Annotated in this window: 15 protein-coding genes; 10 read left to right on the top strand and 5 right to left on the bottom strand. The window is 48.6% G+C overall.

Going from position 1 to position 17,769, the window contains the following annotated elements; translation table 11 throughout:
- Positions 1–103 precede the first annotated feature (103 nt).
- From BC343_RS25110 to BC343_RS25085, 6 genes are read left to right on the top strand one after another with little or no spacing between them, the layout of a single operon-like run.
- On the top strand, positions 104–1,771 hold the full coding sequence (locus BC343_RS25110) for a hypothetical protein (protein WP_078350570.1): 1,668 nt from the start codon (positions 104–106) through the stop codon (positions 1,769–1,771).
- Positions 1,764–2,714 carry a glycosyltransferase family 2 protein gene (locus tag BC343_RS25105; protein ID WP_078350569.1) on the top strand — a complete coding sequence of 317 codons (951 nt, stop codon included), beginning with the start codon at positions 1,764–1,766 and terminating at the stop codon, positions 2,712–2,714. Before BC343_RS25110 ends, BC343_RS25105 begins: the two co-directional genes overlap by 8 nt.
- Positions 2,715–3,791, top strand: a complete 1,077-nt coding sequence (locus BC343_RS25100; protein ID WP_078350568.1) for a glycosyltransferase family 4 protein — start codon at positions 2,715–2,717, stop codon at positions 3,789–3,791.
- Positions 3,788–4,918 carry a DUF1972 domain-containing protein gene (locus BC343_RS25095; protein ID WP_078350567.1) on the top strand — a complete coding sequence of 377 codons (1,131 nt, stop codon included), beginning with the start codon at positions 3,788–3,790 and terminating at the stop codon, positions 4,916–4,918. Before BC343_RS25100 ends, BC343_RS25095 begins: the two co-directional genes overlap by 4 nt.
- Positions 4,881–6,143 (top strand): O-antigen ligase family protein, encoded by a 1,263-nt coding sequence (locus BC343_RS25090; RefSeq protein WP_078350566.1) that lies wholly within the window; start codon positions 4,881–4,883, stop codon positions 6,141–6,143. The genes BC343_RS25095 and BC343_RS25090 overlap by 38 nt, the downstream gene beginning before the upstream one ends.
- Positions 6,144–6,195: 52 nt before the next feature.
- Positions 6,196–7,176 (top strand): hypothetical protein, encoded by a 981-nt coding sequence (locus tag BC343_RS25085; RefSeq protein WP_078350565.1) that lies wholly within the window; start codon positions 6,196–6,198, stop codon positions 7,174–7,176.
- Positions 7,177–7,462: 286 nt separating this feature from the next.
- Here the strand turns inward: BC343_RS25085 and BC343_RS25080 are convergent, their stop codons facing one another.
- The 3 genes from BC343_RS25080 to BC343_RS25070 are packed head-to-tail and all read right to left on the bottom strand — an operon-like array spanning position 7,463 to position 10,571.
- Positions 7,463–8,290, bottom strand: a complete 828-nt coding sequence (locus BC343_RS25080; protein ID WP_078350564.1) for a class I SAM-dependent methyltransferase — start codon at positions 8,288–8,290, stop codon at positions 7,463–7,465.
- Positions 8,287–9,753, bottom strand: a complete 1,467-nt coding sequence (locus tag BC343_RS25075) for a B12-binding domain-containing radical SAM protein (RefSeq protein WP_078350563.1) — start codon at positions 9,751–9,753, stop codon at positions 8,287–8,289. Before BC343_RS25075 ends, BC343_RS25080 begins: the two co-directional genes overlap by 4 nt.
- Positions 9,750–10,571 carry a class I SAM-dependent methyltransferase gene (locus BC343_RS25070; RefSeq protein ID WP_078350562.1) on the bottom strand — a complete coding sequence of 274 codons (822 nt, stop codon included), beginning with the start codon at positions 10,569–10,571 and terminating at the stop codon, positions 9,750–9,752. The genes BC343_RS25075 and BC343_RS25070 overlap by 4 nt, the downstream gene beginning before the upstream one ends.
- 148 nt (positions 10,572–10,719) lie before the next feature.
- Between BC343_RS25070 and BC343_RS25065 the strand changes: the two genes are divergently transcribed.
- Genes BC343_RS25065 through BC343_RS25050 form a run of 4 tightly spaced genes read left to right on the top strand, consistent with a single transcriptional unit; the run spans position 10,720 to position 14,943 of the window.
- Positions 10,720–11,883, top strand: coding sequence for an amidohydrolase family protein (locus BC343_RS25065; RefSeq protein ID WP_078350561.1), 1,164 nt, complete (start codon positions 10,720–10,722; stop codon positions 11,881–11,883).
- 3 nt (positions 11,884–11,886) lie between these two features.
- Positions 11,887–12,888, top strand: coding sequence for a polysaccharide deacetylase family protein (locus BC343_RS25060; protein WP_078350560.1), 1,002 nt, complete (start codon positions 11,887–11,889; stop codon positions 12,886–12,888).
- Positions 12,863–13,828 (top strand): GNAT family N-acetyltransferase, encoded by a 966-nt coding sequence (locus BC343_RS25055; protein ID WP_078350559.1) that lies wholly within the window; start codon positions 12,863–12,865, stop codon positions 13,826–13,828. Before BC343_RS25060 ends, BC343_RS25055 begins: the two co-directional genes overlap by 26 nt.
- 11 nt (positions 13,829–13,839) lie before the next feature.
- The gene (locus BC343_RS25050) at positions 13,840–14,943 is read left to right on the top strand and encodes a glycosyltransferase family 4 protein (RefSeq protein ID WP_078350558.1); all 1,104 of its coding nucleotides are present in this window, start codon (positions 13,840–13,842) and stop codon (positions 14,941–14,943) included.
- On the opposite strand, the gene BC343_RS25045 is transcribed toward BC343_RS25050, so the two are convergent.
- Positions 14,931–15,980: a glycosyltransferase gene (locus BC343_RS25045; RefSeq protein WP_078350557.1), complete on the bottom strand. Its 1,050-nt coding sequence runs from the start codon at positions 15,978–15,980 to the stop codon at positions 14,931–14,933. The genes BC343_RS25050 and BC343_RS25045 overlap by 13 nt on opposite strands.
- On the bottom strand, positions 15,973–17,643 hold the full coding sequence (locus BC343_RS25040) for an ATP-binding cassette domain-containing protein (RefSeq protein WP_078350556.1): 1,671 nt from the start codon (positions 17,641–17,643) through the stop codon (positions 15,973–15,975). Before BC343_RS25040 ends, BC343_RS25045 begins: the two co-directional genes overlap by 8 nt.
- Between the last annotated feature and the right edge of the window lie 126 nt (positions 17,644–17,769).

The raw sequence follows: 17,769 nt of genomic DNA, 5'->3' as shown, positions 1-17,769 counted from the left end.
TCGCCACTCAGGCAACCATTGCAAAATACCCGGCGTAATTGTTTTTGAAAACCGGCCCGGCGGGCAGGATCACACTACATCAAAAACAGCACGGAAAAACGCAATGGCCATCAGCCTTATAGCCCTCAACACCCACAAATGGAAGCAGTATGCCGATTGGAAACTGCTTACCCTGCTGCTGCTGTTTTTGAACGTGAAACTGGCAGTGAAGATACCCGCTATTGCCCTGGTATACCTGCTGCAATTCAATTTCAAATTCGGCTTCAGCTTTAAAAATTCAAGGCTGCCACTATTTTACCTGCTCATTTTGCCTTTATCGCTTATTGGCTTATTCATCGGCAAGGGTTACCTAAATACCAACTATGTTATTGTGGTTGCCACGGGTGTTTTCTTTTGGCTGCTTTGCCTGCTGGCGGTGCACCAGGTAAAACTATCGGTAGAGCAGCATAGCGCCGATGTTATCCATCGCACCATCCTCATGTTTTTTATCATCAACGCCATCGCATCGGCGCTAAACCTGCTGGCCATTATTGCCGAAACGCACGAGCTTAACCCCTACACCTACCAGGGCAACTACCAAAAATATTTCATCGGCACGGGCGACTATATCAAGGGCATCACCTTTGATACCAGCACCACCAATGCCGCCATTAATGCCATGGGGGTAATATACTTTTTGGTGCGCCAAAAACCGGTTATGGTTCTGGTTTGTATGGCTACCCTGCTGCTCACAGGCAGCAACTTCATCAACATTGCTTTAATACTCATCCTTGCCGGGCTGTTCGCCCTTAACAGTGCGCCTTACCAAAAAAGCCTGGTGCTCATCTGCCTCATGTTTTTGGTGGTGTTTATGGTGAAGGTATCGCCGCAAAACAATACCTACCTTGCCGAAACGGTTAAGAACATTTTCGAAGGGAATAAAATGCATGGCGCAGTTGCGCAAACGGTAGATCTGCCCATCACCCAACGGCCCGACTCTACCCTTAGCCCCGAAGAGCGCAAAGAAAAAACAGCCCAGCTGTATTTAGATAGCCTGAGTGCAGCCACCTATTTAAAAGCGCACCCGGCAGTAATTGCGGCAGCCCCGCCGAAACCGGTTATCCGTAACGAGGAAGGGCGCATTACCTTGCCTAAAGTGCCTATCCACTCGGCAAGTTACCAAAGCATAAAAGTGCCGCAGGCTGCGCAACAGCCACTTATCAAATTCATCAACACGCACGATAGCGCCCTGCCTATTTCTGCCAAAACTATTAAGGTACCTAAACTGCCGGGCAAAGCCATCAGCATGGTACAAACCATAAAATTTATGGCTACGCATCCCGGTAAGATATTGTTGGGCGATGGCATGGGGAACTTCTCATCCAAGCTTGCCTTCCGGGCAACGGGATTGGGCATTGCAGGTGGCTATCCGCAAAAGTATACTTACATCAACCCCGATTTTTTGCATAACCATTTAGATGTATACCTCGATTTCTTCAGTAAACAAACCGGGCTGCACTCGCTCACTAATAGCCCGTTCTCGGTATACGGGCAGTTACTCAGCGAATACGGGCTTATGGGCGTCGGCATTTTTGTGGTGTACTACCTGTGGTTCTTCGCCCGGCATTACCGCAAGCTAAGCTATGGCTTGCCGCTGCTGATGCTGGTAATGGCGGTGCTGTTCGTCGATTATTGGTTCGAGCAATTATCCATCATGATATTTTTTGAATTGCTGATGTTCCTCAACATTAAAGAAACTGCTGAACAGGAAGGAGGGCTTACACATGCCTGAACCTAAAATAACCGTGCTGATGCCTGCCTACAACGCGGGCAAATACATCGGCGAGGCCATAGCATCGGTACTGGCGCAAACCTTTACCAATTTTGAGCTGATGATAGTGAACGATGGCTCTACCGACGATACGCTGGATATTATCAGCAGCTTCGACGATAACCGCATAGTAGTTATCCACCAAAGCAATAAGGGCGTATCTGCTGCACTAAACACCGGCTTAAAATATGCCCGTGCGCCTTACATTGCCCGCTTTGATGCCGACGATGTTTGCTACCCCAACCGCCTGCAGCTGCAATACGATTTTATTACCGCCAACCCGCAATACAGCATTGTAGGCTCGGAGGCGGATTATATTGATAACGAGGGCGAGTTTTTGTTCACCCACCAACTGGCGGCATACAGCTACGCGGATATCAAACAGCTTGATGTAAGTGTTTGCCCCATGATACACTCCTGCGTACTGTACAAAAAGGATGTTATTGTTGGCGCAGGCGGCTACAACGAACATGCCTACACATTTGAGGACCATTTTTTATGGGCGCAACTGCTGAAGACCGAGCAAGCCTGCAACCTGCCGCAGCCGCTGATAAAGGTACGCCTCAACCCCGAATCGGTTACTATCGACGAAAAATGGCATACCCGCAAGTTCAGGGCCATTAAGCAGGAATCGCTGAAAACACGGCGCATATCTGCATCAGAGGGTATAGAATTACAACGGATAGGCAAAGGGCAATATTCTGCCAAAAACAAACATGGGGCCTACTATGCGCTCTGCGGCAAAAAATTTTTGCTGAACAATTACCAGCCGCAACGCGCCCGCAACCATGTAGTACGCGCCATAGCCTTGCAGCCGCTACGGCTCGATAATTACCTGCTGTACGTTATCAGCTTTCTGCCTTATTCACTCATCAACTGGCTTCACCTTAACCTGGCAAAATAAATGAAAGTAGCATTTATCACACGGTCTACACTGTACTCGGTCCCCGGGGGCGATACCGTGCAGGTGGTACAAACTGCCGGGCATTTGGCTGCTATTGGGGTTGATGTAGAAATTAAACTGGCCAACGAAGCCATCCCCTATGCCGATTTCGACCTGCTGCATTTTTTTAATATCACCCGCCCGGCGGACATCCTGTCGCACAGTGCCCGCGCCAAAAAGCCCTTTGTAGTATCAACCATTATGTGCGATTACAGCGAGTACGATAAATACCACACCAAGGGACTGCGTGCGCTCCTTGGCAAATTACCCGCAGGCAGCATCGAATATTTTAAAACCATAGCCCGCTGGTTCTTAGGGAAAGATAAGTTGGCAAGCATGGCCTACCTGTGGCTGGGCCAGCACAACAGCATCAAAAAAATACTGCGCGAGGCTGCTTTGGTATTGCCTAATTCGCTATCAGAATACCGGCGCATTGTAGGTACTTATGCTTACAGGTCGGAGTACAAAGTGGTAACCAACGGTATAAACACCTCACTTTTTAACATTAGCGGTCAGCCTGTGCGCAACCACGAATTGGTGATCTGCGTGGCAAGGATAGAGGGCATAAAAAACCAGCTCAACCTTATTAAGGCGCTTAACAATACACGCTTTACTTTATTGCTGATAGGCTCGGCAGCGCCCAACCAGCAAAGCTATTACGAAGAATGCCGGGCCATAGCGGCCAGAAACGTACAGTTCATCAACCATATCCCGCAGCAGGAACTGCTATCGTTCTACCGGCTGGCCAAAGTACACGTGTTGCCCAGTTGGTTCGAAACCACGGGGCTAAGCTCGATAGAAGCTGCCGCTATGGGCTGCAATATTGTGATAACCGATAAAGGCGATACCCGCGAGTACTTCGAGGACGACGCCTTTTACTGCGACCCGGCACGCCCCGACAGCATACTGGCGGCCATTGAAAGGGCAAGCGAAGCGGAGTACAACCAAAATTTACAAAAACGCATCGAACAAAAATTCACCTGGCAGCGGGCGGCCCTGCAAACCTACCAGGCATATCAATTAGCATACTCAGCATGAAACTACGAATTGGCATTTTAGGCACACGCGGCATCCCCAACTATTACGGCGGTTTCGAGCATATCTCCGAATATGTATCGGAAGGGCTGGTAAAAAAGGGGCATTCGGTAACGGTATATAACTCGCACAACCACCCCTACAAAGCCGATAACTGGAATGGTGTAGATATAGTTCACTGCTACGACCCCGAATACCTGATAGGTACCGCCGGGCAATTCGGCTACGACTTTAATTGCCTGGCCGATGCCCGCAAACGCAATTTTGATGTGGTGCTGCTAATGGGCTATACCAGCAGCTCGGTTTGGGGGAAGTTTTACCCTAAGGATAGCACCATCATCACCAATATGGACGGGCTGGAATGGAAACGCAGCAAATACAGCAAACCCGTGCAGCGTTTTTTAAAGTACGCCGAGAAATTAGCCGTAAAGCATAGCCAGTATTACATTGCCGATTCGCGCGTCATCAAAACTTACCTGAAAGATAAATACAGCATCGATAGCTGCTACATACCCTACGGAGCCGACCTGCTATCGGACCATGAGCGCGAGCAATTGGATAACACACAGGCACAAAAGGAAGATTACTTTTTGCTGATGGCCCGCATGGAGCCCGAGAACAATATAGAAAGTATACTGGAGGGCTTCAACAGCAGTACATCCGAAAAAAGCTTTAAGGTATTGGGCGATACCGGCAACCGCTTTGGCAAGTACATCACCCATAAATTTAAGAACGACGAGCGCATTCAGTTCAAGGGTTCGATATTCGATAATGCCGCCGTGCGTTCGCTGCAGAACAACTCCTACCTGTATTTCCACGGGCACAGCGTGGGTGGTACCAACCCATCACTATTAGAGGCAATGGCCAGCGAGGCGCTTATTGCCGCGCACGATAACCCGTTCAATAAATCGGTACTGAGTTCGGATGCCTTTTATTTTAACAATGCTGCCGAGGTGCGCCAATTGGTAGAGAACGTGCAGCGGCACGATACGGAGAAAACCATGGTAAAAAACAACCTGCACAAAATACAGTGCCAGTTCAATTGGCCCAAGGTAATTGACGAGTACGAAGAATTTATAATGGAATGCTACTATGCCCGCAACTTCGAAAAAATTGTTTACGGTAGCTGATAGCCCGGCAAACCAACTCAGCTTTTATCATTTAGCGTTGCTATTGTTAAGCCTGCCTTACGACAGGTTTTACAGCCATTTGATACTCATCAGCTTCCTATTGCATACGCTCGTTAACTTGCGTAAAGGCGAAATAAAACCCGTTTTCACCCTAAGCAACCTGGCACTGGCATCGGTATTTTTTGTAACGGTAGCGGGTACGCTCTACAGCAGTAACAAGCCCATGGCCTTCAACGAATGGGCCAAACAAATCACCCTGCTGTTGTTCCCGCTGGCCTTGTGTTTAAACCCTATCGACCTAAAAAAATACCGCGATAAGCTGCTTTATATTTTTGCCATCGGCAGCGCGGTAACTATACTTTACCTATATCTGGAGGCATTGCGCACTATCCGTTTTTATCATTTACCCTTATCGGCTTTGGTTTCGGCAGATTTTACCAATCATAATTTCTCGGGGCCGCTGGATATTCATGCTACCTTTTTTTCGATGCAGATAGCCGTTGCGTTGGTGTTTTTAATAAGCCAATTGGTTAAGGGTAACGGCTCTAAAATTTTGAATATCGTTTGCTGCGCGATATTATCCGTCGGCATCATCCAGTTGGCTTCTAAATCGGTTTTCATTGCCTTGCTTATCATCATCAATATTTGCCTGCCTTACTTTTTATTGAAGGGCACCGCAAGATGGCGCTTCGCGGCAATAACAGTTTCGTTATCGGTTTTGGTGTTTGCCGGCATCTACAGTCTCGGCAATTTTAAAGAACGCTACATCAACGACCTGAAAACCGACCTGAGCAAAGCGAAAGCCGATGAGCTTTTCGACCCGCGGCTGGCACGCTGGCAGGTGGCGCTGAAACTTGTTGGGCAGGCACCCATCATAGGCCATGGTTCGGGCACCGAAGTTGGTTTATTGAAGCAACGCTTCTTCGAGGCCCGGTTCTATCGCTCGTACCTGGCGGGGCTTAATGCGCATAACCAATATATCAGTTTCCTTATCAAAACGGGGATTATCGGGCTGCTGGTTTACTTGGCTACGTTATACTTCGGCTTCGGGCGGGCGTTGCGTAGGCGCGATGTTTTGTTGTTGGCCTTTATGGTAATTGTAGCCACTGTTTCCTTCTCCGAGAATTTTTTGGATGTAGATAAGGGTATATTTTTTTACGCGGTATTCTTCTCGCTTTTCCTCTTTTCGGAAAAGGAAGATACATTAAGCACAACCGATAAATAGTTTACACACAGGCAACCAAACAGGGCTTGCCCCCGTCATTACAGTATACCCCATGAAGATGCACACCGGCTTAAAACCCGTAACAGATAACATAGCAAATAACCACAGGGACGTGTTAAGGATAAACAAAAATATTTTAGCTGCACTGGCGTACTTTGATATGTTCGACTACCCGCTGACCTATGGGGAAATATTTATGTTCCTGGGCGAGCGCCATTGCAAAAGCGAATTTACTGAAGCGCTTAATTACCTGGTGGCCGGTAAAATGGTATACCACTTTGACAAGTTCTATTCGCTGAAAAACGATTACCTTATTGTTATCCGCCGTAACCGTGGCAACCAAAAAGCTGCCGAAATGATAACCAAGGCAAGGCAGGTGGGCAGCTTCCTTATCCAGTTCCCTTATGTGCGGGGTATTGGCATTTCCGGTTCGTTATCTAAAAACTTTGCGGATGATAAGTCGGACATCGACCTGTTCATCATTACCGCTAAAAACCGCCTTTGGGTAGCCCGCACGCTGATGCACTGTTTTAAAAAATTCACCTTTTTGGTGAACAAGCAGCACAACTACTGCATGAATTATTATGTAGATGAGCAGCAATTGCAGATAGCCGAAAAGAATATTTACACCGCCATCGAAACAGATACGCTGATACCCTTAGAGGGCGACCTCACGTTCGAACGTTTCTACACGGCCAACACCTGGACACGCAACCTGCTGCCCAATAAAACCCTGCGGTTAGCATCGGCAAAGCCATTGAAAAAGTATTTTCTGAAAACCCTGATAGAAACCTTACTGAATAACCGGATGGGCGAACTGTTGGATAATTTTTTCCTGCGCATTACCTCATCCCGCTGGGCCGAGAAAACAAAGCAGAAGAAACTGAACCTTCGTGGGCTGGTGATGGGTATGTCGGCAGGCAAGCACTTTGCCAAACCCGACCCGGTAAATTTTCAAAACCGGTTGATGGAGCGGTATAAAAACAAGTTGAACTATGTGCTGCAATTGACGGAGGAACGTGTGGCGCAGTAGGTTGTTGCGCTTCCGACCATCCTGATCAGGGGGCTCCTCCGGAGCCGAAAGATGCTTACTTTTTTCTACAAACACGTGGCCCACTCCGGGGTCTCATTTGTCCTGAAATAGGTTTACGCTCCGCTAGGAACATCGTTCTCGCAGCGCATTGCATTTTCCTGAAACAGGTTTACGCTCCGATAGGAGCATCGTGTTTGTAGCCAAATTAAAAAGCGCATTTTGGCTACAGCATAGCCTCCTTGCGCTTCTCTTCGCGCCCGTTCCGGTGGTTCCCACCGAAACGAAATTACGACGTTTTCCTTACCGTAATAATGTAATAATCCCCAATATATTTCCAGGGCCAAGTATCTTTTAGCTTATCCTCTAAACGGGATAAAAACCTATAAGCCAAGGGGTGTTTCTCCGCAAAACCTTCTATGTACGATGGCGGCACAATAGTGCACAATCCTTCGATACCAACGAGCTCAAATTTATTTCCCAAATGCCTAATTACATACGATGGGTTATAATACCAGCATTTGAAATGTACCCCCTCTACATGAGCCGCCCGCCCTTTAGCGCTAAAGAACCTGCGGAATGCTGTTTTGAATTTGCCCTTAAAAACCAGCAGTGTTTCCCATAAACAAAATTTGGGGAGAATAACCAGCGTTGCCAGTCCGCCGGGGTTTAGTAAGGCGGGGAATGACGCCAGCACTTTATCCAACTCGCCGGTACAATTTAAACCTGCGAAGTTGGAGAATATCAGGTCGTAAGGTCCTTTGCTTTGAAGTTGTTGCAGTTCGGTGTAGGAGCAAATTTCGTTAGTGATTATATCTGCAAATCCTGCACTTATTGCTTTCCGTTTCAACTCGCTTTGCATCCCTGCGGAAATATCCGTAGCATGTACCCTGAAACCGTTCTGCGCAAAAAACAAGGCATCTTCGCCTGTGCCGCTATTCAGTTCTAAAATACTGCCGCCGGGTTTTACATGCTGCAATACATGGCTGCGCACCCTTTCGCGTTTGTAGGCGATGATGCTATCGCCCGAATATAGCTTGTCGAACACAACAGATTGGTTGCTGAAGGCCGCTTGGGCAAGTTGTTCGTTTTGGGCGGAGCCAATAGCTTCGGTCATAAGGCACTCTCCAATCGGTTAAGTTTTAGTTTTTCGATATAGGTACGCGGCGTATGGTAAAATACCGAAAGTGCTTTGCGCAAGCCAGCCTTAGTAATGGCCGACGGCTGCCTGAACAGTTTCAGCAGGCTATTTTTGGCCAGGTGCTTATGGTAATTTTGGTGCACGTAGCTGTGTAGCTGCTTATAGTACGGCGCGGGAAAAGTATTGGTAAACATCAGCGCCATCTCGTCGCTATCGCTCCAATTGGTTTTCTTTTTAAGTTCAGCTTTCACGCGTTCGTAAAAGCCGGTACCCGGTAAGGGGTACGATACTGATATGCCTATCTCGTGCGGCAACAGGCGGTTGATCATATCGATGGTGAGGCTGATATCATCCCGCGTTTCGCCGGGGTACCCGAACTGGATGAAGAAGGACGGCTTGATGCCATGCTTTTTCATCAGCCCGGTGGCAGTTTCTATCTGGGCGATAGAAGTGCCTTTATCCATGGCATCCAGTATTTTTTGCGACCCGCTTTCGGCGCCTATCCAAACATTATCGCAGCCGGCAAGGGCAAGTGCTGTCACCAGTTCTTCTTCAACCAGCAGGTCGGCGCGCGATTGTATCTTGAATTTAATACTTATCTGCTCCCGCTCTATCAACCGGGCAAATTCCATCACCCAACCCGGCTTCAGGCCAAAAATATCGTCACAAAACCAAATATGATCCATATTATAGTTTTGCTTCAGCAGCTTTATTTCATCGAGCACGTTTTGCGGGCTGCGCGAATTATAGCGGTTGCCGTAAATAGGCTTGGCGCACCAGTTGCATTTAAAAGGGCAGCCGCGCGTGGTGCCTATGTTGATAGAAAAATAACCTGCGTTGGCCATCCAACTATCGCGGTATTTACCGATATCCACCAGATCCCATGCGGGTAATGGCAGGCTGTCAAGGTCTTTAAGTACAGGGCGTGCAAGCGTTTTTACAACCTTGCCGGCATCACTATAGGCAAGCCCCATAATGCCGGCATAGTCGGTGCCGTCATTTTTTATATAGTTGCAAAGTTCCAGCAGCGTATGTTCTGCTTCGCCGATGATCACAAAATCGGCACCTTCGGCGAGGTATTCAGCGTAGCGATCGGTAGAGTCGGAACTTGAAACGATCACCGTGCAACCCCGCGCTTTGGCCAGCTTGCACATTTCAAAAGCTGCCTCGCGCATATTGGTGAGGCACATTTTGGTGAGGTAATTAAAGCCATCATCGTAAACTACGAAGAACTGCGGTTGATGCTGTTCAATAGCAGGCAGCACTTCTGCAGCACTATGCGCGAACATGGTATCGTGCAGTGCTACATCGTAACCATTCTCCCGCATCAGCGAGGCGGCGTAGATGGTACCCAGTGGGGCATAGGGCAAACCTATCGACCATTGTTTTGGATCGAACCTGAGGAAATACGAATGGCTGAATAAAATGCTGCTCGTCATACAGAGGTAGTTTCGGTGTTGTTCATCACCTTTATCCAATAAAAAGGGCTGCCCTTTAGCAGGCGCGCCACTGGTCCGGCTGGTTTGTGCATTACCTTGTAATTAAAGCCCTCCAGTTCATCTAACCTGTGATGAAAGTAAAAGTCTGCCAGTTCGGGGTAGCCCATGCCGGTGTAATACTCCTGCGTCCGTTTGGCGGCATCTGCCACCGTAAAGTGGTCGTAAAAGTTACTGTCCACCAGGTGTACCTCTCCTTTTGGGGCGAGCCAGGGTAGTAGGCCGTGCAGCACCTCGCTCAATGGCGAAAAATATTGTATAGCGGCGGCGAATAACACTACATCAAATTGCGTTGCGCCAAAACGCCCCCTGTTTAAACTGCCGCTAAAAAATTGCAGGTTGGGTTTATTAAAAACACGTTTGGCCTGGTGCACCTCGGTGCGGTTCACGTCTATGGCACATACGTTGGCCTTAGGTATATCCGCCAGTTTTGCGGCAAGCCAGCCGTTACCGCAGCCGATCTCGAGGATATTGAGCGTCCGTTTTTTCGCGGCGAGGTACCTCACCAGCCGCTTAGCCGACTGCCTGCGGATGCGCCATTCGGCGCGGTGTATGTGTCCGCGAGGTAATGCCGGTAAGCGCGCCAGTTGCAGGTCGGTATATATGCGTTGTTCCCGGCGGCGCAGTTCCAGGTATAGCGCTTCAAAATCGGGGGTCGGGGCCTCCGCGGGTATGTTGTTGAGGGGTTGCAGCATATCCAATACTTCATCATCAAAAAAAGCCCCGGGCAGCAAAGCTGGCCTCACCGCCGGGGTGCCCATATAACAAAAACTTTTATCCTATCCGCACTTATCGTAATCACATTAATAGTTACGCCGCAATGGGGAAAGCCGTTGCCTCCGGGTATAAATAAAGCATGCTGGCAACCTTTAACAAAGGGCCGCCGTAACCTTTTATACAACCGCTGCGATGATACTAAACAATGTGCAACTGATAGATGGCTCTACCGCGAGCATCCGCGTTAGCGGGAGCAAAATTGCGGAAGTATCGGCTGTGCCCATGATAGATAAAAGCGACCCGCAGATCGTCTTTTTAAACGCGCTGGCTTTCCCGGGGCTCATCAACTCGCACGATCATCTCGATTTTAACCTCTTCCCCAAGCTCGGGCATCGCGTTTACAAAAGCTATACCGAATGGGGGCCGTACATACATCAAGAGTATCCCGCTGAAATAGCCTCAGTACTAAAAATACCTGCCGAATTGCGCCTTCAGTGGGGCATTTACAAAAACCTGCTTTGCGGCGTTACCACTGTGGTGAACCATGTTGGGCCAAAAGTAGTTGCGCAAAGCCTCATCAATATCGTTGATAATAAGCAGGATCTGCACTCGGTAGGCTTTGAAAAACAATGGCGAAAAAAGCTTAATAACCCGCTACGTTTCAGGCAGCCGGTGGTGGTGCATATAGGCGAAGGCACTAATGCAGAAGCACGTGCCGAGGCCAATAAACTGATCAGGTGGAACCTGTTGCACCGCAACCTAATAGGCGTGCATGGAGTGGCCATGAGCCCGGCGCAGGCAAAAGCTTTCGAGGCGCTGGTGTGGTGCCCGCAGTCGAACTATTTCTTGCTGAACGCTACCGCGCCTATTCATCACCTGAAGAAATATACCCATATCCTTTTCGGTACCGACTCTACCCTTACTGCCGACTGGGATATTTGGGAGCACATCCGCATGGCCCGCGGCACCCAAATGCTTAACGATAATGAGCTATACCGCGCTTTAACCACTACGGCGGCAGAGGTTTGGAAACTGAACAGCGGCGAAATAGCGGAGGGCATGGATGCTGATATTGTGATAGCCAAAACCAACGGCAAAACACGGGGCATGGAAGCCTTTTACCAGGTAGATCCGGGGCGTATTTTACTGGTTATAAAAGGTGGCGAAATAAAACTGTTCGACCAAAGCCTGTACCACCAACTGAGCGATGTTCCTTTATCTCAGTTCAGCAAAGTGTATAGCGGCGGGGCGGTAAAATATGTGCAGGGCGATATAAACGGGTTGATGAACGAGATAAAACGATACCGCCCCGATACACCATTTCCTGTTTACCAACCATCCGAACCTGCCGCCTGATATATGGATGTATTACAAAAGATAGCCGGCAGAACCAGCCAAAAAATGCGCCGCCTGCGCGGAGGGCTTTCGCATTTTACGGGTGCCGATAAGCGCTTTTATGCCAGAGCCCGCGGGTCACGCATACTTTGCTATCATGGCGTTTGCCAAAGCCATCCCACCAAATTCAATTCGCTGTTCATCACCAAAGAAACTTTCGAACAACATTTGCAATACTACATGCGGTACTTCAATATGGTATCGTTGGATGACTACTATAAGCAAAACTTCAGCAACAACAAATTCAATATCTGCCTCACTTTTGATGATGGCTTTGCCAATAACTACCATTACGTGCTCCCTTTGCTGGAGCGGTATGAGGTACCCGCCACTTTTTTTGTTACGGGCATTGGCGCTGCCGGCTATGATATTTTGTGGAACGATATGCTGAGCATTGCAGGCTTGTATGGCCCTGAGAGTTTCACATTTGAAGGTGGTACCTACCGAAAGAACAAACATCGCCAATACTGCAATACCGCAGGACAAAGCCTGAACAACTTACTCAGGCAAACAGGCTTTGGCCAAAAGGCAGAGTTGCTGCGGATGCTGGATAAAACACTCCCCTTCCGCAGGCTGAAGCAGGAAACGGACTACTGGCTGCAAATGAGCGCCGAAGAAATTACGCGGGCTTCGCGCTCGCCCTTTGTTACCATTGGCGCGCATGGCTACTACCATAACGACCTGGCGGGCATCTCTGCGGCAGATGCTGCCAAGGAAATGGCAGACTGCAAATATTACCTTGAAGGTCTCACCGGGAAAGCTGAGAACAGCATCGCATTCCCCTATGGCAGTTATAACGCCAATGTTACGGCAGCCGCAAAGCAATGCGGTTACACGCAGTTATTAACTGTAGACATTAAAGACCCTGCCGATCATAACGACGTATCTCTCCGAGAGCGCCTCACCATCAACCCATTCATCTCTATCACCAACCAACTGTATGCAAACATTAACGGAGCCTATTGAAAGCATCACCCTCCCGGGCGGGTACCGTGCCGAGCGTTTCAGCGCCCAAAAGCTGGACTGCCTTAATTACCTGTACGCCGCCGTTTACAACAAGCTCCCACCAAAAGAATACTTCCTGCAAAAATACAATACCTCGTTTGCCGTAGTGAGTTACACAGGCTACCTGGCCTACAGCGATGATGGACTTCCGGCCGCTTTTTACGCCGTGCTGCCTTGCTTTGTTGAACACGAGGGGCGGTTGATACTAGCTGCACAATCGGCAGATACCATGACTCACCCCGGGCACCGCAACCAGGGGCTTTTTGTAGCCCTTGCCGAGCTTACCTATAGTTTGTGCCGAAAGGAGGGCATTCGCCTGGTGTTCGGTTTCCCCAACCAAAACTCGTTGCCGGGTTTTATGAATAAACTGGGCTGGCAGGCAGCAGGCCAATTAGAGCGCTTTGCCCTACCGGTTAAAACAATGCCGCTCGAAAAACTCGCCGCCAAACTCAGCTTTTTATCGCCGTTGTATAAATGGTATGTAAACCTGCGGCTGGCAAAGGCACAACGAAGCGGGATAGCCAATTCGGTATTAGCCAATGGATACGCAGGGCTTTACCGCGACGAGGACTTTTTAGCCTACAAAACCTACACGCCTACCTATGCCATGCAGTTCGGGCGAACTTGGGTTTGGTTCAAAATACAAAACGGCATGCAGGTTGGCGATATGCTTGGCCCGACCGGTGACGTTGACGCTACGGTTCAACAATTGATAAAACTATGCACTAAACTTGGTTTACAGCAAATACAGTGGCAGGTTACAACAAAAAGCCAAAGTTATCCTCTACTGAAAAAATATGCCTCACCATTACTTTCGTTCACCATTGGTATCAAAGATCTTGGCGCGGGTATTGCGCCGCAGCAGTTCGACTTTACCTTTGCCGATATAGATATTTTTTAAAGCCCCCCTGCATGAGATTTGTTTTTGCCGGTTACGTGCATTACTCAAATGATTTTGATAGCCCCGATGCCTGGCTGCAGCGCACCAATGCCTACACCGGTATACTGCAGGCGTTGGCCCGCCATAACGAGGTGATCAGCATAGAACAGATCAATTACCAGGGGCGGCAGTTCAGCAATGGCGTCGACTATCATTTTCGTCGATACCCCCGGCTTGCGCTGCGCTACTTCCCCCAGAAACTGAACCGGTACATTAAACAGCTACGGCCTGATGTAGTGGTTATCCACAGCCTCAACTTCCCTTTTCAGGTGATACTGCTGCGGTTGATGCTGGGCAGGCGGGTAAAAATAATGGTGCAAAACCACGCCGAGAAACCTGCAAATGGAATAAAAAAGCACCTGCAAAGACTGGCTTCCCGCTGCACCGATGCTTACCTGTTCGCCTCCTACGCTATGGGGCTGGACTGGGTGAAAGCCGGCAGCCTGTCATCGCCTTTAAAAATTCATGAGGCTATGGAGGTGTCCTCTGTTTTTTATCCGATAGATAAAACTGAGGCGCGACAAAGAACAGGTGCTGACGGCAACCCTGTGTTTTTATGGGTGGGCAGGCTGAATGCCAATAAAGATCCGCTTTGCGTACTTAGGGCATTTTTAAAATACGCGGCCAAGCACCCCGATGCGCGCTTGTATATGCTTTACCATACCGAAGAATTGCTGCAAGAAGTAAAAACCCTGCTTGACGAAAACGAACATGGCCCTTCAGTAACCCTCATCGGTAAAGTCCCCCATGCTGAGTTGTTGTACTGGCTCAATAGTGCCGACTTCATCCTTTCGGGTTCGCATTACGAGGGGAGCGGTGCTTCGGTCTGCGAGGCTATGTCCTGCGGGTGTGTACCCATTGTTACCGATATTCTTTCTTTCAGGATGATTACCAATAACGGTGATTGCGGGATGCTGTACCCTCCGGGAGATGAACAGGCCCTGCTGGAAACATTGCTGCAAACCGATAATATCGACATTACAGAAAAAAGGCAGAAGTCGTTGGCCTACTTCAAATCGCATTTATCTTTCGACGCCATAGCCAAATGTATGGCGGAGATCGCTTATTCGTTGTAGCCGAATAGCACCATCATTGCCTTTACATTATCGGCAACGGGGTATGGCAGCATATTCGGGCCTTGTGCGGGAGATTGCTCCGATAGGCCTTGCACCGTTCGCTCTAATTCTACCTCGCTGTTGATGATATGCCAATTGGCGATATCATGGTTCATGGGGCGGATATAACTAACCACACAGCAACCTGCATAAATGGCTTCGAGGCAAACGGTACTGAAGCCCTCGTATTCGGACGGGTGGACGAATACTTTCGTGCGCTGCATCAGGGCTAATACCTGCCAGTGGGGTATCTCGCCCACCAAGGTTAAATTATCTTCAAGCCCGAGGTTAGCTATCATTTCTTGTAGTGCCTTCAACTCCGGGCCTCCACCGCAAAGTGTGGCTTTTATGCCGGGCTTGCTTTTCGTCAGCTCGAAGATCAGCTTTACAAACAGGTGATAGCGCTTCAACGGTATCAGCGAACCAGCACCTAAAATATCAATATCCCTCAACTGATCAACACTTAACGCTGCAGGCTCCACCCCCACAGGGATCACATGCGCAGGGCGAATACCGTAATTATCAAAATACCGGCCCATCACAAAGTCGGATATCGCTATCAATTCATCGCTCTTAGGTTTTATCCAACGGGCATACTTGTTTCCTGCTTTTGCATCTTGCCCCAACAGCCAAGCGTAATGTTTTAACCCTTTCCACTTTGCGAACATACTACCAACGAACGATGCTTCGCCCAGCCAAAAACTAAGGATGCCAATAAGTTGATGCTGCTTATATAATTTTTGTAGCACGCGCCAGGCCTTAAGCCAGGTCATGACCCGGTGCAACCTCCCCCTACCCTTTCCGCCAAATGCAATTATCTCTACACCATGCCATGTATAGCTTTTCGCCTCCGCAGGATATTGCAGGGCAAGTACGATCAGATGCAGTTCGGGGTAGGTTTGCTTCAGCGTCCGCACAAAAACCTGCTGCTGCGGAATAAAGCCATCTCCTTCGTGCGCAGGGAAAGCGGGGCTGATGATGACGAGCGTATCAGGCATAAGCTTCGGTTAAATTCAGCACTTTAGTACAAAATGCAAGGCTTGCTTTGTTGTGGGTTATCAGTATCACTATCTTTCCTCCGGCCACCAGTTCAGCCAGCCGTAGCAATATTTCCTGCTCGGCATCGCTATCCATTTCGCTGAAGGGTTCGTCGAGTATCAGCAGGTCAAAATCGTGGTATATGGCGCGTGCAAGTGCCAGCCGTTGCCGTTGCCCTCCGCTGATGTTTTTGCCGTTCTCGGTAATCAGTTGGTTTATGCCATCAGGATATTGGGTAAGCACTTTATCCAACCCGCAAAACTGTAGCGCGTATTGCAACCGCGGCCGATCGGGTTCATCATCGCTCAGCGTGATATTCTTTATTAGGGTATTATGAATAAAGAAAGGCTGCTGCTTTACTAAAGAGATATGGCTGCGATAAGCCGCCCTATCTGCAAATGCAGTTGGTTTATGGTTGATACTAATGTTGCCATCCTCCACCTCTAAAAAGCCAAGCAATAAATTGATGATGGTAGTTTTCCCCTTTCCCGAAACGGCGGATAACCCCAACAGATCTCCCTTACTTAGTTCAAACGATAAGCCTTCCAACACCCGGCGTTGGGGGTAGCTAAAAACTACATCTTTAAACTCAATATTGTCTATTTCGTTGATGGTAGCCTTGGGAGATGTATTCAGTTCTTTGTTAGGCATAAGGCTATCCAATATAAACTCGTAGGTTTTTATCTGCCCTGCGCTGTTCATCATTTTCACCAAAGCCGGCATCACTTTGTAAGCGGCGGCCATAAATACACCAATGGTTAGCATATCCATCCCCGCTACGGGGCCATTGCTCTTACTTAATACGACCAACATTAAAATACCCGCAACGGCAAAAACTTCCATGGCGCGTGCGGGTAGTGCTTGCCAGGTTTGCTGCGAGGCCAGGGTATTATTCAGCCCTTGCTGATAACGCAGGTAACGTCTGCTGAAAAAGCCTTCGCCATCGTAAATATTGCTTTCCACGTAACCCGCCAACGATTCGTTAAGATGTTGGATAACCTTTGCGTTGGTTGCTTTTATCTGCTGTTTCAACGCAGTTAACTTTCGACGGCTAAAGTAATGCAAAGCTAAAGACGGCGGCAGTAACAGCAATGTTAAAGCCAGCACAAGGGCTGGATGGTAAAGCAACAAGACCGTAAGGGTAAAGGCAACCAATAACCCTTGCGATACCATTTGCTGTAAACCGGTAAGTATATGATGGCTAAACTCGATAGGCTGGTTGCTGATGCGCCGCATCTCTACTGATGAATCGGTATGCACAAATCGGCCATATCCATCGCGCAGGTATTGCAGTATATTCCTCTCCGACAAACGTGAAGCCACGCCGTAAAAAAAATGATGCTGTTTTTTTTGAACCCAAAAGCCGAAGGCATTCTTCGCGGCAAAGAGTAGTAAGAACACCCCCATCAGCAACAAGGGCTCTTTACCGGCAAGCATTTGTGTGAGCCATGCTTTGCTGCCATTGGGGGCTGTACCGGTGTAGTAATTAACCAAGAGTACCAGCGCGCTCAAAAAGGCGATATCCAGTAAAGTGGTAAACACATCAAATGCAACAAGCCACGCCAGCCTGCGTTTCTCGTGGGGGAACAGTATGCGGGATATGCTTTTTAAAATTTGTACCAATATCGTAAGGCTGTATTAGCGTTACGGTTGGTTTGGAGGTTAGGTTGCCTCGGTTATGATGGTGGCTATTTTACCGCAAAGGGCGCAAAGAAAAAACGCAAAGGGCGCAAAGTTTTTGTTTTGCGC

This window comes from Mucilaginibacter pedocola (assembly GCF_002013915.1).
Lineage (GTDB): Bacteria > Bacteroidota > Bacteroidia > Sphingobacteriales > Sphingobacteriaceae > Mucilaginibacter > Mucilaginibacter pedocola.
Note: the sequence above shows the minus strand (reverse complement) of the source record. Positions and strands in the feature narration are given on the sequence as shown.